The sequence below is a fragment of the Bacillus sp. FSL P2-0069 genome, from assembly GCF_038593315.1.
GTDB lineage: Bacteria > Bacillota > Bacilli > Bacillales > Bacillaceae > Bacillus > Bacillus safensis.
On record NZ_CP151984.1, the window covers coordinates 2311729 to 2335486 of the forward strand.

Annotated in this window: 26 protein-coding genes and 1 pseudogene; 6 read left to right on the forward strand and 21 right to left on the reverse strand. The window is 41.8% G+C overall.

Going from position 1 to position 23758, the window contains the following annotated elements; translation table 11 throughout:
- Window positions 1-10: 10 nt before the first annotated feature.
- Together NSQ34_RS11830 and NSQ34_RS11835 are read right to left on the reverse strand one after the other, a co-directional pair.
- On the reverse strand, window positions 11-715 hold the full coding sequence (locus NSQ34_RS11830; RefSeq protein WP_034280028.1) for an L-ribulose-5-phosphate 4-epimerase: 705 nt from the start codon (window positions 713-715) through the stop codon (window positions 11-13).
- Entirely contained in the window at window positions 709-2334 is a 1626-nt protein-coding gene (locus tag NSQ34_RS11835) for an FGGY-family carbohydrate kinase (RefSeq protein WP_098676965.1), read from the reverse strand. The genes NSQ34_RS11830 and NSQ34_RS11835 overlap by 7 nt, the downstream gene beginning before the upstream one ends.
- A 273-nt stretch (window positions 2335-2607) precedes the next feature.
- On the opposite strand from NSQ34_RS11835, the gene NSQ34_RS11840 reads away from it, so the two are divergent.
- Window positions 2608-3696, forward strand: coding sequence for a GntR family transcriptional regulator (locus NSQ34_RS11840; RefSeq protein WP_025092855.1), 1089 nt, complete (start codon window positions 2608-2610; stop codon window positions 3694-3696).
- A gap of 18 nt (window positions 3697-3714) precedes the next feature.
- Here the strand turns inward: NSQ34_RS11840 and NSQ34_RS11845 are convergent, their stop codons facing one another.
- The 11 genes from NSQ34_RS11845 to NSQ34_RS11895 all read right to left on the reverse strand — a co-directional run bounded on the left by NSQ34_RS11845 (window position 3715) and on the right by NSQ34_RS11895 (window position 12358).
- A complete protein-coding gene (locus NSQ34_RS11845; protein ID WP_268414508.1) occupies window positions 3715-4725 on the reverse strand; it encodes a serine hydrolase in 1011 nt (336 codons plus the stop codon).
- 2 nt (window positions 4726-4727) lie between these two features.
- Window positions 4728-5177 (reverse strand): MarR family transcriptional regulator, encoded by a 450-nt coding sequence (locus tag NSQ34_RS11850; protein ID WP_052470354.1) that lies wholly within the window; start codon window positions 5175-5177, stop codon window positions 4728-4730.
- A gap of 100 nt (window positions 5178-5277) precedes the next feature.
- Complete coding sequence (locus NSQ34_RS11855; protein ID WP_264315976.1) at window positions 5278-6003, reverse strand: DsbA family oxidoreductase; 726 nt, start codon at window positions 6001-6003, stop codon at window positions 5278-5280.
- 137 nt (window positions 6004-6140) lie between these two features.
- Window positions 6141-6698, reverse strand: a complete 558-nt coding sequence (hxlB, locus tag NSQ34_RS11860; RefSeq protein WP_224426907.1) for a 6-phospho-3-hexuloisomerase — start codon at window positions 6696-6698, stop codon at window positions 6141-6143.
- A complete protein-coding gene (hxlA, locus tag NSQ34_RS11865) occupies window positions 6695-7327 on the reverse strand; it encodes a 3-hexulose-6-phosphate synthase (RefSeq protein ID WP_024423080.1) in 633 nt (210 codons plus the stop codon). Before hxlA ends, hxlB begins: the two co-directional genes overlap by 4 nt.
- A 239-nt stretch (window positions 7328-7566) precedes the next feature.
- Window positions 7567-7923 (reverse strand): winged helix-turn-helix transcriptional regulator, encoded by a 357-nt coding sequence (locus tag NSQ34_RS11870; RefSeq protein WP_029706158.1) that lies wholly within the window; start codon window positions 7921-7923, stop codon window positions 7567-7569.
- 72 nt (window positions 7924-7995) lie between these two features.
- Complete coding sequence (locus tag NSQ34_RS11875; RefSeq protein WP_061109391.1) at window positions 7996-8865, reverse strand: alpha/beta hydrolase; 870 nt, start codon at window positions 8863-8865, stop codon at window positions 7996-7998.
- A 247-nt stretch (window positions 8866-9112) separates the two neighbouring features.
- Window positions 9113-9460, reverse strand: a complete 348-nt coding sequence (locus NSQ34_RS11880) for a YxiJ-like family protein (protein WP_264315977.1) — start codon at window positions 9458-9460, stop codon at window positions 9113-9115.
- 95 nt (window positions 9461-9555) lie between these two features.
- On the reverse strand, window positions 9556-10170 hold the full coding sequence (locus NSQ34_RS11885; RefSeq protein WP_268456535.1) for a hypothetical protein: 615 nt from the start codon (window positions 10168-10170) through the stop codon (window positions 9556-9558).
- A gap of 128 nt (window positions 10171-10298) precedes the next feature.
- Window positions 10299-11024 (reverse strand): BPU family class D beta-lactamase, encoded by a 726-nt coding sequence (gene blaBPU, locus NSQ34_RS11890; RefSeq protein WP_268456636.1) that lies wholly within the window; start codon window positions 11022-11024, stop codon window positions 10299-10301.
- Between the two features lie 170 nt (window positions 11025-11194).
- Window positions 11195-12358 (reverse strand): acyl-CoA dehydrogenase family protein, encoded by a 1164-nt coding sequence (locus NSQ34_RS11895; RefSeq protein ID WP_268456536.1) that lies wholly within the window; start codon window positions 12356-12358, stop codon window positions 11195-11197.
- 144 nt (window positions 12359-12502) lie between these two features.
- On the opposite strand from NSQ34_RS11895, the gene NSQ34_RS11900 reads away from it, so the two are divergent.
- The 4 genes from NSQ34_RS11900 to NSQ34_RS11915 are packed head-to-tail and all read left to right on the forward strand — an operon-like array spanning window position 12503 to window position 15545.
- The gene (locus NSQ34_RS11900) at window positions 12503-13267 is read left to right on the forward strand and encodes an amino acid ABC transporter ATP-binding protein (protein ID WP_268456537.1); all 765 of its coding nucleotides are present in this window, start codon (window positions 12503-12505) and stop codon (window positions 13265-13267) included.
- Entirely contained in the window at window positions 13264-14124 is an 861-nt protein-coding gene (locus NSQ34_RS11905) for an amino acid ABC transporter substrate-binding protein (RefSeq protein WP_024423087.1), read from the forward strand. The genes NSQ34_RS11900 and NSQ34_RS11905 overlap by 4 nt, the downstream gene beginning before the upstream one ends.
- Window positions 14121-14819, forward strand: a complete 699-nt coding sequence (locus NSQ34_RS11910) for an amino acid ABC transporter permease (RefSeq protein ID WP_176966918.1) — start codon at window positions 14121-14123, stop codon at window positions 14817-14819. Before NSQ34_RS11905 ends, NSQ34_RS11910 begins: the two co-directional genes overlap by 4 nt.
- A 12-nt stretch (window positions 14820-14831) precedes the next feature.
- Window positions 14832-15545 carry an amino acid ABC transporter permease gene (locus NSQ34_RS11915; RefSeq protein WP_061109395.1) on the forward strand — a complete coding sequence of 238 codons (714 nt, stop codon included), beginning with the start codon at window positions 14832-14834 and terminating at the stop codon, window positions 15543-15545.
- A 35-nt stretch (window positions 15546-15580) separates the two neighbouring features.
- On the opposite strand, the gene NSQ34_RS11920 is transcribed toward NSQ34_RS11915, so the two are convergent.
- From NSQ34_RS11920 to NSQ34_RS11950, 7 genes are all read right to left on the reverse strand, one after another.
- Window positions 15581-16411 carry a manganese catalase family protein gene (locus NSQ34_RS11920; protein ID WP_025092842.1) on the reverse strand — a complete coding sequence of 277 codons (831 nt, stop codon included), beginning with the start codon at window positions 16409-16411 and terminating at the stop codon, window positions 15581-15583.
- 125 nt (window positions 16412-16536) lie between these two features.
- On the reverse strand, window positions 16537-17577 hold the full coding sequence (locus NSQ34_RS11925; RefSeq protein ID WP_047201964.1) for a 2,3-butanediol dehydrogenase: 1041 nt from the start codon (window positions 17575-17577) through the stop codon (window positions 16537-16539).
- Between the two features lie 70 nt (window positions 17578-17647).
- Window positions 17648-18868 (reverse strand): MFS transporter, encoded by a 1221-nt coding sequence (locus NSQ34_RS11930; protein WP_176966917.1) that lies wholly within the window; start codon window positions 18866-18868, stop codon window positions 17648-17650.
- Window positions 18869-19240: 372 nt separating this feature from the next.
- Window positions 19241-19993 (reverse strand): SDR family oxidoreductase, encoded by a 753-nt coding sequence (locus NSQ34_RS11935; RefSeq protein ID WP_326483959.1) that lies wholly within the window; start codon window positions 19991-19993, stop codon window positions 19241-19243.
- Between the two features lie 40 nt (window positions 19994-20033).
- Window positions 20034-20807 carry a class I SAM-dependent methyltransferase gene (locus NSQ34_RS11940; protein WP_056767935.1) on the reverse strand — a complete coding sequence of 258 codons (774 nt, stop codon included), beginning with the start codon at window positions 20805-20807 and terminating at the stop codon, window positions 20034-20036.
- 98 nt (window positions 20808-20905) lie between these two features.
- Window positions 20906-22120 (reverse strand): formaldehyde dehydrogenase, glutathione-independent, encoded by a 1215-nt coding sequence (gene fdhA / locus NSQ34_RS11945; protein ID WP_024423097.1) that lies wholly within the window; start codon window positions 22118-22120, stop codon window positions 20906-20908.
- 401 nt (window positions 22121-22521) lie between these two features.
- Window positions 22522-23124, reverse strand: coding sequence for a class I SAM-dependent methyltransferase (locus tag NSQ34_RS11950; protein ID WP_176967073.1), 603 nt, complete (start codon window positions 23122-23124; stop codon window positions 22522-22524).
- Between the two features lie 320 nt (window positions 23125-23444).
- Between NSQ34_RS11950 and NSQ34_RS11955 the strand changes: the two are divergent.
- Window positions 23445-23519, forward strand: a pseudogene (locus NSQ34_RS11955) (YjcZ family sporulation protein); the annotation flags it as partial.
- A gap of 43 nt (window positions 23520-23562) precedes the next feature.
- Here the strand turns inward: NSQ34_RS11955 and NSQ34_RS11960 are convergent.
- Entirely contained in the window at window positions 23563-23718 is a 156-nt protein-coding gene (locus tag NSQ34_RS11960) for a hypothetical protein (protein WP_223251019.1), read from the reverse strand.
- Window positions 23719-23758: the final 40 nt, after the last annotated feature.

Consider the following 23758-nt stretch of genomic DNA (forward strand, 5'->3'; position numbering starts at 1 on the left):
CCTCTTTTCTTTATCTTGAAGGTTTTTGTCCGTAATACGCATGCTTTCCATGTTTTCTTAAGTAATGTTTATCTAAAATTCGCTGCGGCAATGGCTCAGCAAATTCGTTCAATTGCTTGGCAAAAAGATTCATCTTGGCGACTTCATCTAAAATCACACTGTTTGTGACCGCACTTTTAGCATCCTTCCCCCATGTAAATGGACCATGCCCTTGAAGCAATACACCCGGCACCGCCATCACATCTAGGTTTCTTTTCTCAAACGTTTCGATAATCAGCTTGCCCGTTTCTACCTCATAACCCCGATTGACTTCTTCTTCTGTTAGAAAACGAGCGCACGGAACGGCGCCGTAAAATGTATCGGCATGTGTTGTGCCCATTGCTGGTAAATCAAGTCCTGCCTGCGCCCAAACGGTTGCCCACATGGAATGGCTATGTGAAATGCCGCCAATTTCCTCAAAGTGTTTGTAAAGAACTGCATGTGTAGCTGTATCTGACGAAGGACTCAATTCTCCTTCCACCACTTCACCATCAAAGTTCACCACGACCATATCTTTTGCTGATAGTTGGTCATACGCTATGCCGCTCGGCTTAATCACAAACAAACCACTGTCACGATCACATGCACTGACATTACCCCATGTAAATTTCACAAGTCCGTATTTTGGCAAATCTAAATTTGCTTGATACACTTCTTCTTTTAAGCGATCTAGCATACCGTCGTCACTCCTTTCTTTGGCATGAGATGCGCTACCGCTGCTTCTTCAATCGCAAGACCATTTTGATAGCGCTTTAAAAATTCGTTAAAGCCTTTGACATCGAGTGGATCGGGCTCCATGAGTTCTTCTGATGTATGGGCAAATACGCGGTGGGTGAGAAATTCAGCCAATGTTTGCTGCTGCTGATGGACCATATACGAAGCAAGGACAGCCATCCCAAACGCACCGCCTTCTCCGGCTGTTGAAACGACTGATACAGGTGTATTCAGTGCTGCGGCAACCATTTTTTGTCCAACGAGCGGTGTTTTAAATAATCCCCCATGCCCTAGTAAGCGGTCGATCACTACATGTTCCTGTTCCTTTAACCGGTCCATACCTATTTTCATAGCACCAAAAGCAGAGAACAAATGGGTTCGCATGAAATTAGCAAGGTTAAAGCGGCTTTCAGGAGACCTGACAAAAAGAGGTCTTCCTTCTGGCAGTCTCGTAATATTTTCACCAGAGTAATAGCCATAGCTTAAGAGTCCGCCGCCATCTCGATCTGCTTTTAAAGCTTGCTGCAATAAGGATTCGTATAACCTTTCTGACTCCACTTGCAGGCCAAGTGCTTCAAATGCCTCTCTGAATATATTCATCCAAGCGTTTAAGTCACTTGTACAGTTATTCGCATGAACCATGGCAACTGGCAGTCCATCCGGCGTCGTGACAAGATCCACTTCTGGATACACACCTTTTAGATCCTGCTCCAGCACAATCATGGCAAAAACCGACGTCCCAACAGAAATATTCCCGGTCCGTCTTTCTACACTGTTTGTCGCCACCATTCCCGTTCCAGCGTCACCTTCTGGCGGGCAAAATGGAATGCCTGGCTGCAAATGTTTTCCTTGATCCAAAATGGCTGCTCCTGCTGCCGTTAACATGCCTGCCTCTTCGCCTGCTAAATAAACACGCGGCAGAAGGTGCCGGAGCTTCCACGGATAGCCTTTTTCTGCAATCAATGCTTCAAATTGCTGGAGCATTTCTTCATTGTAGTCCTTCGTTTGTTCGTCAATTGGGAACATACCTGACGCATCCCCAATGCCAATGGCCTGCTTTCCGGTTAACAGCCAGTGAATATATCCTGACAAAGTGGTCATATATTCTAATCGGGATAGATGTTTTTCCTCTTCTAATACCGCTTGATACAAATGGGCTATGCTCCATCTTTCTGGAATATGAAATTGAAATACGTCTGTCAGCTTTTGACTCGCCTCGGTGGTCGCTCCGTTCCGCCATGTTCGGAACGGAACGAGAACCTCTCCTGTATGATCACATGCCACATAGCCATGCATCATCGCTGATACCCCGATTGAGCCAATGGTTTGAATGGTCACACCATACTTTTGCTCAGCCTGTTCTTTCATCTCTCGATACGCCACTTGCAGACCTGTAATGATATCAATTAAGTTGTACGTCCATATTCCATCCTCGAGAAAACTTTCCCATTCATATGCACCTTGTGCAATTGGCTGAAATTCCTCATCTATTAAAATCGCTTTAATTCGTGTTGAACCAAATTCAATGCCTAAAGATGTCCGTCCTTCTTTCAAGGCTTTGGCCGTCTCTTTGTGATCCACTCTACGTCCACCCCCATTTTTGATAGCGGTTTCAATTTTCTTTTTCTAGATTCATTGATTCTCTGGTACAATCACAATATAATATTTGTACGTACATATGTCAATATTAAATATAGTTGTACATACATAATGCGACAAAAACTTTCATTTTTTCTGAAGGGGTCATAACAGAAAAGGGAAGCGCCTGTTTTTGATCCGACAACCATGTTAAAATATGTCCATACAATTTCTTCTCAATCCGAGTAGATGATCAACTGAGAAAGAAGTGAAACGATGAAAAAGAAGTACCAGATCATTATTGATGATATAAAAAGCAAAATACTCACAGGGGATTATCGGATCGGGGAGCGTATTCCAACCGAATCAAGCCTGCAAGACATGTATCAAGTGAGCAGACATACAGTTCGAAAAGCCATTTTGGAATTGTCCAGCGAAGGATTTTTGCGCAGCGAAAAAGGTTCGGGCACATTTGTGACCAATCAATATCAAACAAAGCCTGCGGGACATGCACATATGAAAACAATTGGTGTCATTACAACATACATATCCGATTACATTTTTCCTTCTATCATTCGAGGCATTGAAAGCCGTTTAAACGAAGAGAACTATTCTTTATTACTGGCAAGCACAAATAACGATGTTGAGCAGGAGAAAAAAGCGCTGGAAATGATGCTGTCGTTTGGTGTGGACGGACTTATTGTCGAACCGACGAAAAGCAATTTATATAACCCAAACATCTCGTACTATTTATCCTTTAAAGAACAGGATGTACCGCTCATTATGATCAATGCCTATTATGAGCAGTTAGAGGTTCCTTTTCTCTGTTTGGATGATGTGAAGTCCAGCTATTTAGCCACAAAAGAGCTGATCACCTCTGGACATCAGCAAATTGGGCTTATTTCAAAAACAGATGATTTACAGGGAAAATATCGGATGAAGGGCTATATTCAGGCGCTAGGTGAAGCGAAGCTTAATTTCCTGCCTGAGCATGTGCTTTTTTTCGATACAGAATCGAAGCAGCATTTAGGGGAGCAAATTTCCACATTCCTGATGGCGCACAGACATGAGCTGACTGCCCTTGTTTGCTATAACGATGAGGTAGGTTTAGAAGTAGCCAATGTATGCAGCGAAATCGGGCTGTCCATTCCAGATGATCTCTCGATTATTGGACAGGATAATTCATATATCGCCCAGAAAAATGCCCATGTGAAGCTGACAACACTGACCCATCCTCAGGAGCAAATGGGCCGGGATGCAGCTGACTGGATGATTAAAAAAGTTCAAGGGAAAAAGAATCTCCCTGATCAAACGTTTTACGAGCCTGAATTGGTTCCAGGTGAAACGATCAAACGAATAAAATGAGCCCCTACTCCAAGTGGCTCATTTTATTTTAGATTCCAGCATATCCAGCAGATCATACGCTATACGATCGGGAGAGTCTTGCGTGATTCGATTACGGTAGTTGGATAAAACGACCACGCCTGTTTTTGAATGCGGGCGGAAGCCCATGAAACTGGAGAATCCAGACGTCGCCCCATTATGGCAAATGAGTCCTGTGTCATCGATGACCCAGCCGAGTCCCATTGACATGTTCCTGCCCATATCCCGTCTTGGTTCATGCGTGATTTTCCAAAAAGAATCCGCATCTGCGTGTAGATGGCTAGAGAGAAATGACAATAAATCTGTGATGGTCGAGCGAATAGCGCCAGCTCCTTGATAGTCAAGCATATGAAGCGGCGGAACCTCTTTTCCATTTTCCCGATGCCCTAAGAACATCTTTGCTTCTACATTATCCTTAATCGTAATAAAGGTACTTGATAGATGAAGCTCATCCACGATATATTCCATCAATAGCTGTTCATATGTTTTGTGACGAGACCAGCCCATGATTAAACCAAGCAGACCCATACCCACATTGGAATAACGAGATGGAAAGCTTTTTGGCTGATTCCACTTTTTCGAATTTAACAGTTTCATTAATTCATCGAGTGAATACTGACAGAACATATCTCTTCTCACTTTAGGAAGGAAGCATAGCTGCAAATCTCTAAGAAGACGATGCGGAGGAAGACCAGACGTATGGGTTGCCAGCTGCTCTATTTGAATGGGGTGATTCTTTCGAATGTGAGGACAATACAGAGAAATCGAATTATCGAGTTTCATCTGCCCTTTTTGCATCATGCTTGCCAATATACTTGTCGTAAAGACTTTTGAAATCGAGCCAATCTCAAAAATGACATCCTCTGGCTGCACTCGCTTTTGTATAGGGTGATCCCCGAAATGAAAGACATGCGTTTCCCCTTGATGAATCAGTCCGATCACAAGCAGCGCCTCCTTCTTTTTCTCTGTATAAGAGGAATTCTCTGTACTTCTTGTTTGAGCGTCATTCATTCTCATCCTTTCTCTTCGTTTTGATGTGGGATCAATTGATCAAGCTTTTCATAAATCGATGTCAATGTGGAGATCTCATCGAAGGATAATGCTGAATAATATTTTTCAATAATCGCAAGCTCTACCTTTCGCATATTCTCAAGGTACGTTTTTGCCTTCTCAGAAAGTTCAACATGCAATTCCCTCCGGTTATTCGGGTTAATGCTGCGGCGAATCCATTCTTTTTTTTCAAGCGTGTTTAACAATTGACTCACTGCACTTTGAGTGATGCCTAATTGCTGGGCAATTTGAATAGGAGAACTTCCCCCTTTCTGCTCAATAAAATTCAGTACAATATGCTGCTTATCGGTTAACTCATCTACAAATAATTCTTCAAACTCTAATCGGAGCTTTTGATGGATGCGGGCTTCGATATTGTTTAGCTCTTGAATCATAGCTGTTTTGGATGTCACTTTTATCACCTTCATAATTAAGATAACTTAAGTATAAAGCAACCTTTATATTAAAACAAGAAAAAATCCCCATCTTTTAGAAAGATAGGGAACTTGCCTATTACGCTTCTTCTTTAGGGGTAGGCACCGCACATACGCCATCTGCACATGCCGCTTCAAACGCATTGTCAGGAGTTTTCTCTGCCTGAGCTGCTTCCTCTTTCCAAGCTGTTTCAAGTGCACCCAGGAACGTATCGGCTGGCTGCGCACCTGCAACTGAATACTTGTCATTGATCAAGAAAAACGGAACAGCATTGATCCCAAGCTGTCTCGCTTCTTGTTCATCTTTTCGGACATGATCGGCAAATGCTTCGCTGCCCAAAACTTGCTGTACTTCCTTCTCATCAAGACCTGCTTTTTCTGCAATTTGTAAAAGGGTTTGACGATCACCAACATGCTTTCCATCTGTAAAATATGCTTGAAACAGCTCTCCCATAACGAAATCGCCTTTCCCCATTTGACCAGCATATTGCGCCAATCGATGGGCATCAAAGGTGTTGGTCAACACGAGCGGATCAAATTGAAAATCGATCCCTTTCTCTTTGCCGGCCTGCTTCACCTGCTCATTCATCGCCATGGCCTGGCTGCGGCTCATGCCATATTTTTTGACGAGCATATCATGAACGTCATGATCGACTTGAGCAGGTGCGTGGGGATCAAGCTCAAAGCTTTTAAACTCTATCTCTACCTGATCCTTCTCTGGGAATTGTTCTAGCGCTGTTTCCAGCTGTTTTTTTCCTATATAACAAAAAGGACAGGCGATATCTGACCAAATTTGTACTTTCATCTTCATCTTCCTTCCGTGCTGCACTTTTTCTTTAACGATGTAACAATTATAGTTACATCAAATAGATGATGTCAAGATTCTGTTCTTGATAAATGAAAAAACCTTTCCTTTTATGAAAGGAAAGGCTTTGAAAATATCTACTCTAAATTTGCATGGTGACCGTACATTGTATGTGTGTCGAGCTCTTTTATTTCCATTAACCTTAAAATGACCGCATCGTATATCAGAAGAAGCGACTGCTCAAATAGTGAGCCCATTGGCTGAATGGTATGATGGTTTCCATCCTGTTGATCCTTCGGTGCACCTGACAATAAGATGACTTCATCCGATAGATCAGCTAAAGGTGACTCAGCAGAAAGCGTGAACGCTGCCACTTTTCCGCCAATTGCTTTTGCCTTTTTTGCAAGGACAAGCAAAGACTCTGTACGGCCAGATCCGCTCCCCACAATCAAAAGATCCTCTTCTGTAAAGGAAGGCGTATTCGTTTCACCAATCACATAAGCCTTGACGCCAATATGCGTAAGTCTCATCGCAAACGATTTTCCCATCAAGCCAGACCTGCCCGCACCTGCCACAAAGACTTTTTGTGCGGATAAAATACTTGTAACCAGGTGCTCTGCTTGTTCATCTTGAATGGCTGACAAATGCTCAGAAAGTTCATTTAAAATGACTTTCACATAGTCGCTGGTCTTCATGATTGTGCGATCAGCTGCTTCATTTGTGCCGCTACTTCTGCTTTATTGTCCTGACTTGCGATACCGCCGCCGACAATGATTAAATCAGGGTTTAATTTTACGACTTCAGGTAACGTATCAAGCTTAATTCCACCTGCAATCGCTGTTTTCGCCTGCTTGACAACTTGTTTAATCGTCATAAGATCAGCAAATGAATTTTGACCAACTGCTTGCAGGTCATAGCCTGTATGCACACAAATATAATCGACTCCAAGCGCATCCAGCTCTTTTGCACGGCCTGCGATATCTTTGATGCCAATCATATCAACTAAAATTTGTTTTCCTCTTGCTTTTGCTTCTTTCACCGCTCCTTGAATAGACATATCTTCTGCCGCTGCAAGAATGGTGACGATATCTGCTCCTGCTTCGGAGGCCTGCTGCACTTCATAGCCGGCAGCATCCATAATTTTCAGATCAGCGAGTACACGTAAATTCGGAAAAGCCTGCTTGACTTCTTTTACAGCACGAAGCCCTTCGTTAATCACAACAGGTGTCCCAATTTCGACCACATCAATGGATGCTTCTACTTCTTTGATCAGCTCAATCGCCTCTGGTATATTCACTAAATCTAATGCTAATTGTAATTTCATCAACTTTCACTCCCGTTTTTCATCTCATCTTCAAGAGCTCCGCGGATGATGCATCTTGAACGATGAAATGAGTATAACAACAGGAATGACGCAATGTAAGTACGCACTTTTTTTTTACATACTATACTTTTCCGCATATGGTTACAAAAAAGATACTGTCTTTTGGCCAGTATCTCAGCGTAAAGACAAAGGGCTAAAATAAAGTTATTTTAGCCCTTTGTCTACAATCGGTCATCTTTCTATTTATCATCCTTTAAGAAATTGCTGCCCAGATATTGCTTTCCCCAATCATACATCGCCTCTAAAATCGGCATTAAGCTTTCTCCTAATTCTGTGAGAGAATACTCAACCTTTGGCGGAACGACAGGATAAACCTCCCGGTGCACAATGTGATCTTCCTCTAATTCTCTTAGCTGATTGACAAGCATTCTTTGCGTAATCCCAGGCATTAACGACTTTAACTCACCAAAACGTTTTGTCCCTTCTCTGCCAAGGTGCCATAAAATCAGCATTTTCCACTTACCGCCGATAATATTCAGCGTCAGCTCTTTTTCGCAATTGAACACTTTATTTTCCATTCGTGATGACAACAACATACACTCCTTTAATTTCAAACCACTTTATCATTATACTGCGGCAAAAAGAATTGCCCGAGCATACGGTCTTCATTATTGATTTTGTTTTTTAACAAAAGCCATCACAGCCTCTGTCATTTTTTGTGCTTCTTTTGGCGCTCTGTCTGATCCAAACCATTTGTTCAGGTCACTATGGCTTAGCGTATGCACCCGAAAAACAAACCGAGAGCCTTTGTCATGATTCAGTTTTTCAGCAAATCGGTACACCTCAGGATTTTCCCAGCCCGTGACCAAATAGACAGGAGGTACATTCGCTTGATTCATATAAGTGACAGGTGATGCCTTTGTCCAATTTTTCTCTTGTTTGCCAAAGACTTTTTTGTACGATGGGATGGCTTGTATAAATTGATTGAGGTTTAACGGCCCATCTAAAATCACGATGGAATTAATCGCTTTTGGCGACAGCCCCACACGTTTTAAGTAGGTCGAATCTGTGGCAACCAGCGCCGTCAAATGACCGCCCGCTGAGTGACCCATGACATTGATTTTTGATGAATCAATTTGATATTCATCCGCATGATCCTTCACCCATTTAATGGCGTTTGCCGTATCATCTGCCATCTGCTCGTAATTAGCATCAGGGTGAAGCCTGTAATTCATCGAAACAAACACATACCCTTGACCTGTAAAATAATCAGCCTTTGAAGCGACTCTATTCTTATCGCCGCCTGTCCAGCCTCCGCCATGGAGATAGATCATCACAGGATGCTTCTTCTTTTTGTCTTCATCTTTGCCCTTTGGCATATACATATCGAGTGTTTGCTGTTTATTTTGTGTGTCTGCATAATGGATATTGGTTGTCGGCTTAGGCTGGTTGAAACGGAACACAAAGAATGCACATACCAATAAACCAGCGATGACCGCCGCAAATAAGAGCCATTTCATGATTCGATTCAATGTCATTGCACCTTTCTATGTTGGGATGGGGAAGCATGAGTAGCAGATATGTAGAGAAACTAGCACGATTCATTTGATACTAGATTCGTATGTGATGTGCAAGAGCAAAACAATTGGTCAAGTCGTAATATTTATTATACTCCTTAAAGTGGTGAAATTCATTGATTTGCTCTAGAGGGTTGACATCGAAAACAGGAATTAGATTCTGGATTTTTCATCTAAAAACCAATGTCATAGCTTATCCTCCAAGAGGTTATTGTATAAGTGCAATGATTCGTTTTCTTGTTTCTTCATGGTACTGGATATAGGAATGTAATAAAGGATACGATTCAAGGACGTGTTGAAATGATTTGATTTGAGGGTATTGCTCTTCAAATGACTGACGCAGCACGTTTAACTGTTTTTTTGGTATTCGTTTATGATCGATCACATAACTTAAGCTGCCTGTCACAAGAGTGAAAAATTCATAAAAATCAGCGGACCAGATACCAGTTTCCTCCTCAAAAGATAGGATCTCTTCAGGGTAATCTGAATGAAAACAATATTGATAGCGCTGCTTCAAATCATTGATTAATGCTGTTTTATCTTGGCTGATGTTCATGGCCTTATGCTCCTTTTATATATAGACTTTACTGATAATCATTTCTTTGTCTATCATTAGTAATTGATACTTCCCAATTTAAACCACAAGTAACATTACGGATAATTTGATAGCAATTGACTGTAATATTCATTGAATGTTTTTTGATCCTTCAATAACAGTTCTAACCAATTTGCTAAAACGGGATGATCCAGTGGTTTCCATCCTTTTTCTAATAAAATATTTTGGGGACAATCTTTTTTTGATACCATACCTATTATACAAATTTCCAAATCTCTATCTGCTAGAATCGCCCACTGCAAAGAACGGGATAACCAAACCACTATGTTTGAGTTCGTAATTATATTATCCGCTATAGAACCTTTTGGGTGCGTCCATAGTGCATTTACATAATCCTCACCGGAAATGTTCACACTCGCTCTCAGCCAATTGTAATAACCAAACTCCTTAAAATAATAATCAACTGGATCTGGCTTAAGGACTGCGGTCAAAAATTCTCTATCACTTGTTGAATTTAATAAATTCTTGATTGTAGGTAAAATATCATCACTTAATGCCCACTCAAACTCTTGAAACAAAAAACAATCAAAATTCTTACGGAAGACTTGTTGCGGCAGCCTTTTATTTTGATTAAATACATGATCCACTAGATTCTGATAGAACCTGAAATCTTTTTCTGAACGAACAAATAAGTGCTCAGGCTGGTTCAAGCAAAAGCCCCCTTTCTACAACACTCAAGTGATTTCACTATTATTTTCCTAAAACTAACCCATATATCATCATCTTATCAAAATATCTCCTTTTACATATAAAAAAGCATCCTAAACGGATGCTTCAATCAAATGGTATTTTTCAAAATACGATAGGTGATTTCTTTTGCTTCTAGACCGGTACCTTCGATATTTGTGGCGAAGATGTAGGTTTTGTTTTCATGTTTGATGAAGCCTACGTACCAGCCGATGCCTGAGCCGGAGCCTGTTTTTCCGTATAGGGTGGCATGTTTCTCTTCTTCTTGGATCATCATTCGTTTGACCTTTCTCATGACAGACAGGTCAAATGGAAGACTTTCTTCATATAACTGTTTAAGGAAATGGACTTGTTCTACTGGAGAAATGCGCAATGAACTACTTAACCAAAATTGATCGATTCCGCCAGATGTGTCTTCATTCCCATAATGAATGGCTTTCACCCAATGATTCATGCGTTCTTCTCCGATATCACGCGCCATGGCTTGATAGTACCAGACGACTGAATCTCTCATGCCAGAGCCCAGTGTATGATCCTTATTCCAGTTATCAATTTCTCTTTTTACTCCGTCCCAATATTTGATGTCATATTCATCTCTCACTGCGCCTGTTTGGAGACCGATGAGGGCATTTGCCACTTTAAATGTTGATTGTGGTGCAAAGCGCTTGTTCGCTCTTTTTTTGTTATACACCCATGGCGATTTTTCTTTTACTTCTTGTATCACAAATGTGCCTTCCCGGTCTTTCATGAATTCATCTACTGACCACGCTGGTGATGTTCCCTCACTTGATGAAGGCTGGCCGATACAAAGTGCCATCAGCATGAAACCTGAAAACAGCCATTTCATATGCTTTTTCTTCAAAAAAATCGCTCCTTTTCCTATGATATCTATCGATTGTAGCATGCCTGAGCGATGAGACATAAGGGACGCTTGTCCTCTTTTCTGCCAAATAAAAAAAGCCGGTTTCATCCGGCTTTTTGATCAGATTAGCTTTCTTTTTTCTCTTCAATGGCCTGCTTCGCGATTTTTGAAATCGTCATATCATCCATTGGCGGGTTATGGAGCCCGGCCCGGATATCTCGATAGTAACGCTGAAGCGGACAGCCGAGACTTAAGCTTTTTGCACCGACTAAACGCATGGCTTTATCGACCACTTGCAGACTATGATTGACGACTGTATGCTTCACAGCACCGAATTCATTGATTAACAGCTCTCTTTTCTCAGGCTTTTCATACAATGTTGTCGTTGAATAGATGACGTGGCGTGCTTGCTTTAATAGTAAATCAATTTCGCCAATCAGTGTTTGGACATTTGGCAGTTCGCTAATCGTTCCGCTGATACTGTTCGGTGAATGTGTGATGGCATACTGAACTGCATAATCTCTTGCCGCTTGCGCAATCCCCAAATAACAGGAAGGAATATGTGCGATCCAAGGGTTTAACGTACCGCCCCGAGGTCCTTTTTGCACTTCAACAAGCATGTCATCTGAAACCACAACCTGATCTAAGATTAAATCATGGCTTTCTGTTCCTCTCATACCGACAACATCCCAAGTTTCTTCTATAGAAACACCTTCTGTATCACGGTGAATTAAGAAAAATCCCATGGCTTCTTTTTCTTCGATCCATACGCCGACTAAAAAGTATGTGAGAGCTGGTGACATCGTAGTGAAAATTTTACGTCCGTTGATCACCCAGCGATCACCTGATTTCATCGCTGTTGTCCCAGGCTTGCCGCCTCTTGTTGGACTGCCTGTCTGCGCTTCACTTACAGCGCGGTTGACAAGGGCGCCCTTCTTCACTTCTTCCGCAAAGAATTGCAGCTGCTTCTCATTCCATAGTTTCTTTTCATAAATTTCACCAACAACTCCTTGGTGCCAGCCAATCGATAAGGCAGTCGCTCCGTCCATGCTGCCTAGGGTTTCTTGAAATAGAACCATATCCGTTACAGATTGACCCCCGCCTCCATATTCAGCGGGAAGAGACAGGGCTGTATATCCCATGTTTACTAATGATTCGATATTCTGTTTAGGAAAATAAGCGCCTTCATCATGTTTTTTTGCGTTTTGTTCGATCGTTTCACGAAGAGATTCCAGCTGATTGAGCCATGTTTTTTGAAAATCGGTATCGACAAATAATGCTTTAGACAAAACGTATCCAACTCCTCTGTTTCTTACAATCTATGATATCTCATTTTTCCAATTGGAATGAATAAAACACACTTTACTTATAGGATTTAATGTGTTAAATTTTATCAATATTAAGTACATCTGTCAAAGGAACGTGATGCTTTTATGATCTCAGCTACTAATCTACATAAATCTTATGGGCAGACCCATGTGTTAAAAGGCATTGATTTCACCGTACAAGAAGGTGAAGTGGTCGCAATTATTGGACCGAGCGGATCAGGAAAAACAACACTTCTCCGCAGTTTAAACAGCCTCGATATTCCAGACAAAGGAGAGCTGACTGTTGGAGAAGCCACGATTCAATTTGAACGATATCATAAAAAAGATCTTTTAAAACTAAGGCAGCAATCTTCCATGGTATTTCAGCATTATCACTTGTTTCAAAATAAACGCGCACTTGAAAATATTACAGAGGGATTGATTGTGTCCCAAAACATGTCTAAAAAAGAAGCAGAAAAGGTTGGAGAGCAATTTTTAGAGCGGATTGGACTGCTTCATAAAAAGGATGCATTTCCAAGTGAATTATCTGGCGGTCAGCAGCAGCGGATTGGAATTGCCCGCGCTCTTGCGATGAATCCTGCGGTGCTTTTGTTTGATGAACCAACGTCCGCACTGGACCCAGAGATGGTCGGAGAAATCCTTGAAATGATCAAAGATATTGCGAGCCAAGGGATGACGATGGTCATTGTGACGCATGAAATTTCGTTTGCAAAGGACGTAGCGGATACGGTGATCTTTATGGCAGATGGAGAAATCGTTGAAAAAGGCTCACCAGAAGACGTCCTCATGAAGCCTCAGCATGAACGAACAAAACAATTTTTATCCAGGATTCATCGCGGAGTGTGGCAAGGATCGGAGGAAGACATATGAAGCAAAAGACAGCATTCATGACAGCTGGTGTCCTTCTGATTCTCCTCTCTCTGATTGGCTGCAGCAGTGTGAAAACCACAACAGATGATGGAAAACAAATTGTGAAAGTCGCTCTGAGTGCAGAGGTCAATCCACCCTTTTTAGCCACAAATGACCAAAACGAACCGATTGGCTATAACATTGATTATTTAAATGAAGTGGAAAAAAGACTTCCACACATACATTTTGATTACATATTTGGCGAGGAAGAATCCAATTTAATTGGTGTTGGCGCGGGGAAGTTTGAAATGGCAGCTAATTGGTTTTTCAGTAACCCTGAACGTGAAAAACGGTTTCTTTACCCTAAAGTTCCGTACGGCTATTCGATGACAGGATTAATTGTGAAAGAATCAAACCGGGATATTCAATCGCTTGACGATATGACATCAAAAAAGCTCGCTCCTGTCAGCCCCAGCGGCGGATTGCGTTCCATATTAAATCAATATAATGAAGAACATGATCCAGATATTCCGCTGACAACCATTGAAAGCCCTTCAAATGAACTCAACTTAAAGCGTGTTGAAAGCGGACGGTCCGATGCGGCCTTTATGAATATTTCGACCTTCGATACCATTCAAAAGCATCTGAATCTGAAGGTCAAAGTGGGCGGGATCGTGTCAAAGGAGCCGATCTATCTTGTCTTACAGCCAAGTGAGAAGCAGCTTGCAGCAGACTTGGACCAGGTCACACAAGAGATGATTGATGATGGAACACTGCCTAAGCTTGCGAAAAAGTGGTTTGGGGTTGATTTCTTTCAAGATATTGACTACATCTCAGAGCAAGGCTATCAATATGAAGAAAGGAAGGAAGCGTCATGACGTTTACAGCTGGAGATTGGCTGCGAATTTTTTTACAGGTGCTTGAACGCCTGCCACTCACTTTTCTCATTATTGCAGTGTCATTGTTTTTTGCCATTCTAATAGGGCTCTTATTTGCATGCATACGTATAAAACAAATCCCAGTGCTGAAGCAATTGGCTGTTATCTATTTATCTTTTACACGAAGTACGCCATTAATTGTTCAGTTATTCTTAATTTATTTTGGACTTCCTCAGCTTTTACTTGTGGCAGGAATTCAAATCAATCATTGGGATCGTGTGTTATTTGTGATGATGACGTTCTCTTTACATACGGGGGCTTATTTATCTGAAGTTTTTCGCAGTGCGTATTCGTCTGTTGGGAAGGATCAGCTGGAAGCCGCCTACATTGTGGGGATGACAGATACACAGGCCTTGATCAGGATCATTATCCCGCAGGCCTTTCTCATTGCCCTGCCAAACCTCGGAAATTACACCATTGATCTTGTGAAAGACACGGCGATTGCCTTTACGATCGGACTCATCGATATGATGGGACAGGTGAAGATCATCTTAGGAAATAACTATGGAATCGGCATGTTTGAAGTGTATGTGATCATTGCGATTGTGTACTGGCTCATTTGTATGAGCATTGAACTAGTCACCATGCTGCTTGAAAAGAAATTTGTAAAAGGCCGTACCAGTCTGTCACGTTAAGGAGGCGATTTGATGCAAACCATTAATATTCCATTTGCGATTGACCAAGTACCACATATTCTAAAAGGTGTTCCTTTCACATTATTAATTGCTCTTGTTTCCATGGCTGTGAGTCTTGTGATCGGATCTGTTTTTGCTTTCATTCGCCTCTTTCGCATCCCTGTACTCAGACAGCTCGTTACGCTATACGTCTCCTTTTTTAGAGGAACGCCGCTTATTGTTCAACTGTTCGCTTTCTTTTATGGGCTCCCTTTTCTTCTAACAAGTATGAGCGGCACATTCGGACTGACCTTTCATCCGGATATGGTCTCCCCTTTAGCTGTGGCTCTTATTACCTTCAGCCTGCATTCAGCCGCTCATTTAACAGAGGTGGTCCGAAGTGCACTTCTGGCAGTAGATAAAGGGCAGCTTGAAGCGGCAAAAATTGTAGGCATGACCACACGTCAGGCGATGATACGCATTATTTTGCCGCAGGCATTTGTTGTGGCCTTACCAAACCTAGGCAATCAGCTCGTTCAGTTATTAAAAGCGACATCTCTTGCGTTTACAATTGGGGTACTCGAAATCATGGGTATTTCCCGGATCATTGCAAATGACGGCTATCAGTTTTTAGAAACTTATCTCGTCTCTGCTTTGATCTATTGGCTGCTGAGCATTGTCTTTGAATTAGCCTTTGCATTATTAGAGAAACGTGTCAGCGTATACGGAAGAACTCTCGGACGTTAAAAAGTCGATCAGGCACAAAAACCTGATCGACTTTTTTATTCACCCTTTTTTGGTGTGTTAAACAGTTCTTTTGGTGCGGGTTTGAGCTTTGGTGCAGAGCCGAAAACGACAGGTGCAGAAATATATCTGAACTCTCCTTTTCCATCCATGCTGCGGCCATGTGCCCATCTGCCTTGCTTACTTTCTTCCCCTCTTGAGAAGTTAAACAAGTCATAGGATACTTGCTGTTTTTCTAGTGAACGAGGGAAGGTGGTTGGTACGACGACATCCCCTTCTCGCTCTTCTAATTCTTTAATTGCAGCAAGCCACATATTTTGATGATATGTATCACGAGCAATGAGGAAGGAGAGCATATCTTTGACGCCGCGGTCATCTGTCATTTCGTAAAGTCTTGTAACCTGGAGTCTCCCTTGTGATTCTGCATTTAAATTGGCTCTGAAATCCGCCATTAAATTTCCGCTTGAAATGATGTATTTGGCATTCCACGGGTATCCTTGACTATCCGCTGCCATTGCCCCTAAACCGGCAACAATTGCATGCTGCGGGTTCATTCCGCCCATAACAGCCGCAAGTGCTGGATCACTTTGATACGCCTGTTCTTGGTCTTTGACGGGTGCATTATCTAATAAACGTGCGATCATCGTTGCCAGCATTTCGACATGACCAATTTCCTCGGTTCCAACATCAAATAACAGATCTCTATATTTTTGATCTGCCCGGCAATTAAAGCCTTGAAATAAATATTGCATCATTACACTGATTTCACCATATTGACCGCCTAATACTTCTTGTAATTTCTTTGCATACACCGGATCAGGCTTTGAGGGCTTTGCTTCATATTGCAATTCTTTGATGTGATAAAACATGATGTCATCTCCCTTATCAAAAACATCTTTTCACTTATCACTATTCGACCGCAGCTCCCTTTATGAAAAAGATCTGAATACATAAAAAAAGAGAACGGCTTATGCCATCCTCTTTGTTATCTTACTTATTCAGCACTGACTAAAATTTTCACTTGATCTTTTTCATTGATTAATGCATGGAAGCCATCCTCGATCACATCGTCCAGCTTGATTTTTTTCGTGACGAGTGTGTCTGCAGAGAAATAGCCTTTTCTCATTAAGTTTAATACAGATGGGAATACGTCTCTGTAGCCGATAATTCCTTTTACTGTACGTTCTTTAATGACAATGTCATTCGGCATAATTTCTGCGCCTTTTTCCCAAATGCTTACAATGACTGTTTCGCCTGAAATTCTAGTTGATTGGATTGCTTGCTTCAATACAACAGGTACACCTGTCACTTCAAAAGAAACATCGACGCCACCGTTTGTGCGGCTAGCAATTTCTTGAACAACATCTTCATACTGAGAAGGATCTACAATGATCGCTCCAAGCTCTTTTGCTTTCTCTTGACGTTCTTTTGATAATTCAACTGCATAAATATCAGTAGCACCAGCTGCTTTTAATGCTTCAATGACAAGTAAACCAATTGGTCCGCAGCCAAACACAGCCGCTGTATCCCCAGCTTGTACTTTACTAGAACGAACCGCATATAAAGCAACCGCAGAAGGCTCGACAAGCGCGCCTTGCTCATATGAGATTTCGTCTGGTAATAAATGAAGTAATTCTTCATCGACTGATACATATTCAGAGAATCCACCGCCGCCTCCGGCAAGCCCTAAAAAGCCCATGTTTTCATCTAAGTTATAAGCACCTTGATGGCCGTGAGTTGCAAAAATAGGTTCAACAACCACTCGGTCGCCTACTTTGTAATTGCTCACGCCTTCTCCTACTTCAACAACTTCACCAGAGAACTCGTGTCCCAGTGTAACGGGTGCTTTTTCTTTTGTAAGTGGATGAGGTTCATTCACAGGAATGAAGATCGGTCCGCCTAAATATTCATGTAAATCACTACCGCAAATGCCGCACCATTTTACTTTCAGTTTCACTTTTCCTGGAGCAACTGTTGGTTCATCAATTTCCTCTAGTCGAATGTCCTTTTGATCGTGCCAGCGTAGTGCTTTCATTTGTAAGACTCCTTTTCTCATCAATTTAATTAACTTACTTAAATAATGATAACATAATTTTTTTAATTTTCTAAGTAGGATGCACTATTTTTTTGGCAGTCAATGGACGAAAGATGACAAAACATAGCAATAGACAGATAAGAAGCATACATAGACACCCGATGATGACGGAAATTCTGATCGATAGAATATGAGCGAGTCCGCCGAATATTCCTGTCATGGTCATCGTCAGAATGGCTTCAACCAAAGCATAAAAGCTGGCTACCCTCCCCATCACCTCTACGGGGATATTTGTTTGATAGAACGTCATAAAACCTGTATTCGCAAATGCTAAAAAGAAGGCTAATATAAAAAATCCACCGGCGGCTGCAACTAGACTGCTGGAAAATGCATAAATAAGATAGCCAAACGCCACAAACAAACTGCCGATTCCAAGCATCAGCGAAACTGACAGCCTTTCGACAATGACCGAATTAAGACTTGCCCCTGCGATAATACCCGCTCCAGCTATACTGACAAGAAGGCCATATTGTGTATCAGTCAGCATCAATACTTCTTTTGCAAAGGCTGTTTCAAGTGAGTCTATGGCCGTAGGAAGGACCGATATTGCGGCACTAAATAATAAATATACCGTCATGATCTGGCGTGACGTCAGACTAAAACGCAGAACAAGCTTTGCATCCTCTTTTAACATTGAAAGGGAAAACCGCTTTTGGGCAGCATCTGTTTTGACCAAATTCGGTAAACACATCGTTAACAAAGCAGATATCAACAGGCAGATCGCATTTACATAAATTGAAAGCACAGGAGTCCCGATGAGAAAGAGCAGACCTGCTGCTGCGGGCCCAAGTAAAAATCCACCGGATTGTAATAAAGAGCGAATGGCATTAAACCGTTTTCGGTTATCCGCCGGGATTAGTCCTGTCATATACACCATCGACGCTGGATGAAACATCGCTTGTGCCATCTGTATGAAAAACACCATGACATACAGAATGAGCAGATGTCCTGAAAATAAGGCAAAAGGGATGCATGCAATGAGCAGAGCACGGGTAATATCTAAACTGATCATCACATTCCGCTGATTCAGCCTGTCAATCAAACTGCCGGACCAGCTATTGGTCAAAAGAGCAGCAGCCGGTCTTAGCAAATAAACTGCTGTTACAGCAAGTACAGAGCCCGTTTCTTGAAAAATAAGCAGATGGAGGGCAATCATATAAATCCATTCTCCTATGTTCGCAATCCCGATGGCTCCAAGTAAAATACTCATATCCCGCCAATGTTTTTTCATCATTGTCCCCCCTATTTGTCATAAAAAAAATCCCGCCTCCAAGACATGTCTGTCTTGAGGACGAGATTTACTCCGCGTTGCCACCTCAGTTCATTCATCTGTTGCCAGATGAACCTTAGCGGGTGATTATTCACCCTTCTCTGTAACGGGAGAAGTTCGCTGCACCACCATCCGAAGGAATCCGGTGCAGAGCTAAGAGGCTTGGTTCCATCATGCTTCCCAGCTCCTTCTCAGCTTCACGGTGTTCTCTGTGTGGGGCAGCTATGATGTACTCTTCTCTATTTGCGCTGTATCTTTTTTTCATCACGATCTTCAGCTGAATTGTTACATATTGTACTGCGCTCCGATCAAAGCGTCAATGTTTTTTTCATGTTAATCCGCATAAATCATTTTCCTAGTCATGCCGCCATCAACAACCAAATCTGTGCCGTTCACAAATTGATTGTCTTCATCTGTTAAATAAAAACAGGCTTTCACAATATCCTTTGGCGTGCCGACTCGATTGGAAGGATGCTGCTGATGGTCAATTTCTCGAAGACTATTCTCATCTTTCGTTTCAATCCATCCAGGGGAAATGCTATTTACCGTAATGTGATCCTGACTAAAAGAAACTGCCAAGGCATGAGTAAGCGCGGAAATGCCGCCTTTTGATGCAGCATATGCTTCTGTATGAGGCTCTGACATGGTCGCACGGGTAGATGAAATGTTCACAATGGAACCGCCGTTTGGATTCTCTTTGATATAACGTGCTGCTTCTCTAGCGCATAAAAAAGTCCCTCTTACATTTGTATGCAGCACATGATCCCACTCATCGACCGTTAACTCATAAGGCGATGCAGTGCACATGACGCCGGCATTATTAATGAGAATATCAATTGTTTTGCAGTGCTCCGCCGCAAACGACATTAAGCGCTGAATATCCTTCTCCTGTTTCACATCTGTTTTAATGAAATAAACTTCAAAGGACTCTTTTCTCAGCTGCTCCTCCAAACGCTTCCCCTTCTCTTCATCTATATCCGCAAGCACCACACGCGCCCCTTCTTTTGCATAACCGCAGGCGACCGCTTCACCAATACCATTGGCTGCACCTGTGATGATGACGGTTTTCCCTTTAAAATGTAACATATGATTGATTCCTTTCTATGACTGGTATGAATAATTACTTTTATTCTTTCCTGAAAAGAGCAATCCAGTCATCCACCTCTATTGATTCTATTTGATCCTCTGTCATGTTCAATCTATAATATTGCTTTATTTTCTCGTTAGCATCTAGCATGTATTTTGTAACGATCTCTTCTTCCTTTAAAGTTTTCGTTGTTCGCTTGACCCATTCTTGAAAAGGGTAACGTTTTTTTCGTTCCATTGATCTTACTTCTTTTATTCCCTCTTTATAAAACAATTCCCGCCATTGTTCTGTAGATAGACAGGACACATGACTTGGGTCTCTCAATCTTTCCAGCTCATTGATAAATAGTGCAAGCTCTTCATCATTTGGCGAAACATTATCAATAAAGAAAAACAGACCATTTGACTTTAATACGCGAGATGCCTCTTTGGCAAACTGTTCAGGGTGCGGGAAATGGTGTGCTGCAATTCGGCATGTGACCATATCAAATGTGCCATCTAAAAAAGGAAGGCTTTCTGCATCCGCTACTACATAAAAAATTTGTGGATACGCTTTTAAATGAAGTGATGTATGAGAAAGCATCTCTTTCGTTAAATCCGTCGCAAATACTTGATTCACATATGGAGCCAATGCTTTTGCGGTATGCCCGCCACCAGTTGCTATATCGAGGACGATCCAGCTTTCTTTTGGAGCTGTCCATTCAACGATTAGATCCAGGTCTGCTCCCTTTGCATGAGTTTGACTCGTCACATACTTTTCTGCATTTCTCCCAAATTGTTCTACAACCCTTCTTTTGGCTTGATCTGAATTCATCTAATTCCTCCCCCTTGAAATGGATTTGTATATTCTATGTGATTTTCCACAATAAAGAGCCGTCCCATTTTATTGAGCGGCTCCTTTCATGTTAAAAATTATCGAGAAAGCATCCCGTGCGGGTCAATGACAAATTTCTTCGCCACACCCGAATCAAAGTCACTATATCCTTTAGGGGCTTGATCAAGGTCAATGACGGTCGCATTGACGGCTTTAGCGATCTGTGCTCTGCCGCTTAAAATGGATTTCATTAGACTGCGATGATATTGCATAACAGGGGTTTGACCTGTCACAAAGGTATGAGCTTTCGCCCAGCCAAGTCCAATTCGCACTTTCAGAGAACCGACTTTTGCATCGGCATCCACTGCTCCTGGATCTTCTGTGACATAAAGCCCTGGAATTCCAAGCTTGCCGCCAACTTTAGTAATATCCATAATCGTATTTAAAACAGTTGCTGGTGCTTCTCCCTGGTCTCCATGACCCGAAGCTTCAAAGCCGACACAATCGACAGCACAATCAACTTCTGGCTCCCCTAAAATATTCGTAATTTGTTCGCCGATTCGATCATGTTTTCGTAGATTGATCGTCTCACAGCCGAAGCTTCTTGCCTGTTCCAGTCTTTGCTCATTCAGATCTCCAACAATCACAGCAGATGCGCCAAGAAGCTGAGCCGAATGTGCTGCTGCAAGACCTACTGGCCCAGCACCTGCAATATATACGGTCGAACCAGGCTTTACTCCAGCCGTATAAGCACCATGAAAACCTGTCGGGAAAATATCGGAAAGCATCGTGAGATCAAGTATTTTTTCCATCGCTTGATCTTTGTCTGGAAATTTGAGCAGTTGAAAATCTGCATATGGAACCATGACATACTCGGATTGGCCGCCAACCCATCCGCCCATATCTACATATCCATAGGCAGAGCCAGGGCGGTCCGGGTTTACATTTAAGCACACATGGGTTTTTTGTTCCTTACACATGACGCAGCGTCCGCATGCAATATTAAACGGAACGGACACGAGATCTCCTTTTTGAATAAACTCTACATCTCGCCCAACTTCCACGACTTCACCTGTAATTTCATGACCAAGGACAAGTCCTTCAGGTGCAGTCGTACGCCCTCTCACCATGTGCTGATCACTTCCGCAAATATTCGTCGTCACTACTTTTAAAATGACGCCATGCTCACATTTGCGCCCCACATTGGCTTTAGGTACACCCGGGCCGTCTTTTAAGACCAAATCAGGGTATCCAATATCCTCAACTGCTACTTTTCCTGCTCCTTTATAAACGACACCTTTGTTTCCCGACATGATTTCATTCCTCCCTTTTGTTTAAAAATGAAGTCTCTACAATTTTCTCTATTTCTTAAGCAATTCCCTTCTTCAAACAGCACATTATGTGAAAAAGAAGGAGATACATGTCTACGTGAGAAAGAAAAATGTGTCTTCCAGTGAAATAAAAAAGAAAATATTGAAAAAAAAGCTAAACTTTTGCAGAACGGTGTCGATATAAGAAATAAGCCAGACAGGTATCCTTAATCGACAAACAAATTCCTTATATATACTATCATTCCTTACACACCTGGCTGGCGCCTATATCACATACAAAAGGCTCTTCTGATGAAGAGCCTTTTTTTATTGCAGGCAAAGAGGCTCCTCTGACAAAGAGTCTCTTTTTTGAGTGCTTGTTCATTACCTGGGAAATATTTTCATCATTTTAAGGCTTTGATACAGATGTATGTATCATAGTGATAAACCGAGACTTCTCTAAAGTGATATGCTGAAAACAGACGGCTGATCTCTTCTTCACTGTACGATGAAAAAGATGTTGACCGTTTTTGTTCGTTGATCATCTCCTGCTTTTGGAAGGATAAAAATACTTCTCCATCCACTTGAAGGACGCGGTACACTTCCTTCATGACTTGCTCAATATCCTTCAAGTAATAGATCGTCTGCACCGTAAATAATTTATTGAATGATCTGTCTTCAAAAGGTAATTGCTCAGCCTTACCAAGCGTAATAACGGCTTTGTCCTGTTCCGCAAGCTTCTTATGTTTTCTTTTTGCATATTTAATCATATGACGAGAGGCATCCACTCCATATACTTTTCCGCGGTCAAGTTTTTCAGCTACCTTTGATAAGGTGATGCCTCTTCCAGTCCCAATTTCTAAAATTCGGTCATTTTCTTGTATATTTAAGAGTTGAAGCGTCCATTCATTGATATTATGATGATTTTTTTCCATATAGCGGGCAACCCATTTTGAGAACAAGCCTTTTGGTTCCCTCATTTGTTTTCCAATCCAGCTTTGAATCAATGTTAACACCTGCTTTTCACCAGTAAATAAACTATTTACAAATTTTCTTACTTTTCATATCGGCTCTCACCTAACAAAAATTAAGACCTAGTCCTAATTTATTTGTCTTTTATAAGACGCTCCTTTTCAGAAAATGTTTCGCAGAAAGTGAAAATTATTTTTTAACCTAAATAGGCGTTTTCATTATTTGTGCTCAGATTGATTTCGTTTTCTGCATGAGCTGCATAATTTATAAATGTATCTTGATTAGATAAAGGTGGTGCTAGATTATGGGCTTTGGCGGTTATTCTGGAGGCTACTGCGGTGGCTACGGTGGCGGTTTTGCAGGCGGATTCGCATTGCTTGTTGTACTGTTCATTTTGTTGATCATCATTGGTGCAAGCTGGATTTGCTAACGTAAAAGGAGCAGGAAACGTCATGGTTTCCTGCTCCTTTTCTTTAATACCAATAAGTCCGGTACTGATACATATAACGTCTGAGCATTTCCTCTTGCTCTCTTTGCATGCGGTATGGATTGCCGTATCCGTGCTTTAAGGAATGCGGAATAGATGCATACCCGTGCCCCACAGACGGAAATCTCATATATGGTGACATCGACATTCATTGATCACCTCACAATCACCTTTTACGGTAT

Bases quoted from the DNA above. Each gene is read 5' to 3' on its own strand.
- NSQ34_RS11830 (WP_034280028.1), bottom strand. From the start codon at position 715: ATGCTAGATCGCTTAAAAGAAGAAGTGTATCAAGCAAATTTAGATTTG.
- NSQ34_RS11840 (WP_025092855.1), top strand. From the start codon at position 2,608: ATGAAAAAGAAGTACCAGATCATTATTGATGATATAAAAAGCAAAATA.
- NSQ34_RS11845 (WP_268414508.1), bottom strand. From the start codon at position 4,725: ATGAATGACGCTCAAACAAGAAGTACAGAGAATTCCTCTTATACAGAG.
- NSQ34_RS11855 (WP_264315976.1), bottom strand. From the start codon at position 6,003: ATGAAAGTACAAATTTGGTCAGATATCGCCTGTCCTTTTTGTTATATA.
- hxlB (WP_224426907.1), bottom strand. From the start codon at position 6,698: ATGAAGACCAGCGACTATGTGAAAGTCATTTTAAATGAACTTTCTGAG.
- hxlA (WP_024423080.1), bottom strand. From the start codon at position 7,327: ATGAAATTACAATTAGCATTAGATTTAGTGAATATACCAGAGGCGATT.
- NSQ34_RS11870 (WP_029706158.1), bottom strand. From the start codon at position 7,923: ATGTTGTTGTCATCACGAATGGAAAATAAAGTGTTCAATTGCGAAAAA.
- NSQ34_RS11875 (WP_061109391.1), bottom strand. From the start codon at position 8,865: ATGACATTGAATCGAATCATGAAATGGCTCTTATTTGCGGCGGTCATC.
- NSQ34_RS11880 (WP_264315977.1), bottom strand. From the start codon at position 9,460: ATGAACATCAGCCAAGATAAAACAGCATTAATCAATGATTTGAAGCAG.
- blaBPU (WP_268456636.1), bottom strand. From the start codon at position 11,024: ATGGCACTTTGTATCGGCCAGCCTTCATCAAGTGAGGGAACATCACCA.
- NSQ34_RS11900 (WP_268456537.1), top strand. From the start codon at position 12,503: ATGATCTCAGCTACTAATCTACATAAATCTTATGGGCAGACCCATGTG.
- NSQ34_RS11905 (WP_024423087.1), top strand. From the start codon at position 13,264: ATGAAGCAAAAGACAGCATTCATGACAGCTGGTGTCCTTCTGATTCTC.
- NSQ34_RS11910 (WP_176966918.1), top strand. From the start codon at position 14,121: ATGACGTTTACAGCTGGAGATTGGCTGCGAATTTTTTTACAGGTGCTT.
- NSQ34_RS11915 (WP_061109395.1), top strand. From the start codon at position 14,832: ATGCAAACCATTAATATTCCATTTGCGATTGACCAAGTACCACATATT.
- NSQ34_RS11920 (WP_025092842.1), bottom strand. From the start codon at position 16,411: ATGTTTTATCACATCAAAGAATTGCAATATGAAGCAAAGCCCTCAAAG.
- NSQ34_RS11925 (WP_047201964.1), bottom strand. From the start codon at position 17,577: ATGAAAGCACTACGCTGGCACGATCAAAAGGACATTCGACTAGAGGAA.
- NSQ34_RS11930 (WP_176966917.1), bottom strand. From the start codon at position 18,868: ATGAAAAAACATTGGCGGGATATGAGTATTTTACTTGGAGCCATCGGG.
- NSQ34_RS11935 (WP_326483959.1), bottom strand. From the start codon at position 19,993: ATGTTACATTTTAAAGGGAAAACCGTCATCATCACAGGTGCAGCCAAT.
- NSQ34_RS11940 (WP_056767935.1), bottom strand. From the start codon at position 20,807: ATGAATTCAGATCAAGCCAAAAGAAGGGTTGTAGAACAATTTGGGAGA.
- fdhA (WP_024423097.1), bottom strand. From the start codon at position 22,120: ATGTCGGGAAACAAAGGTGTCGTTTATAAAGGAGCAGGAAAAGTAGCA.
- NSQ34_RS11960 (WP_223251019.1), bottom strand. From the start codon at position 23,718: ATGTCACCATATATGAGATTTCCGTCTGTGGGGCACGGGTATGCATCT.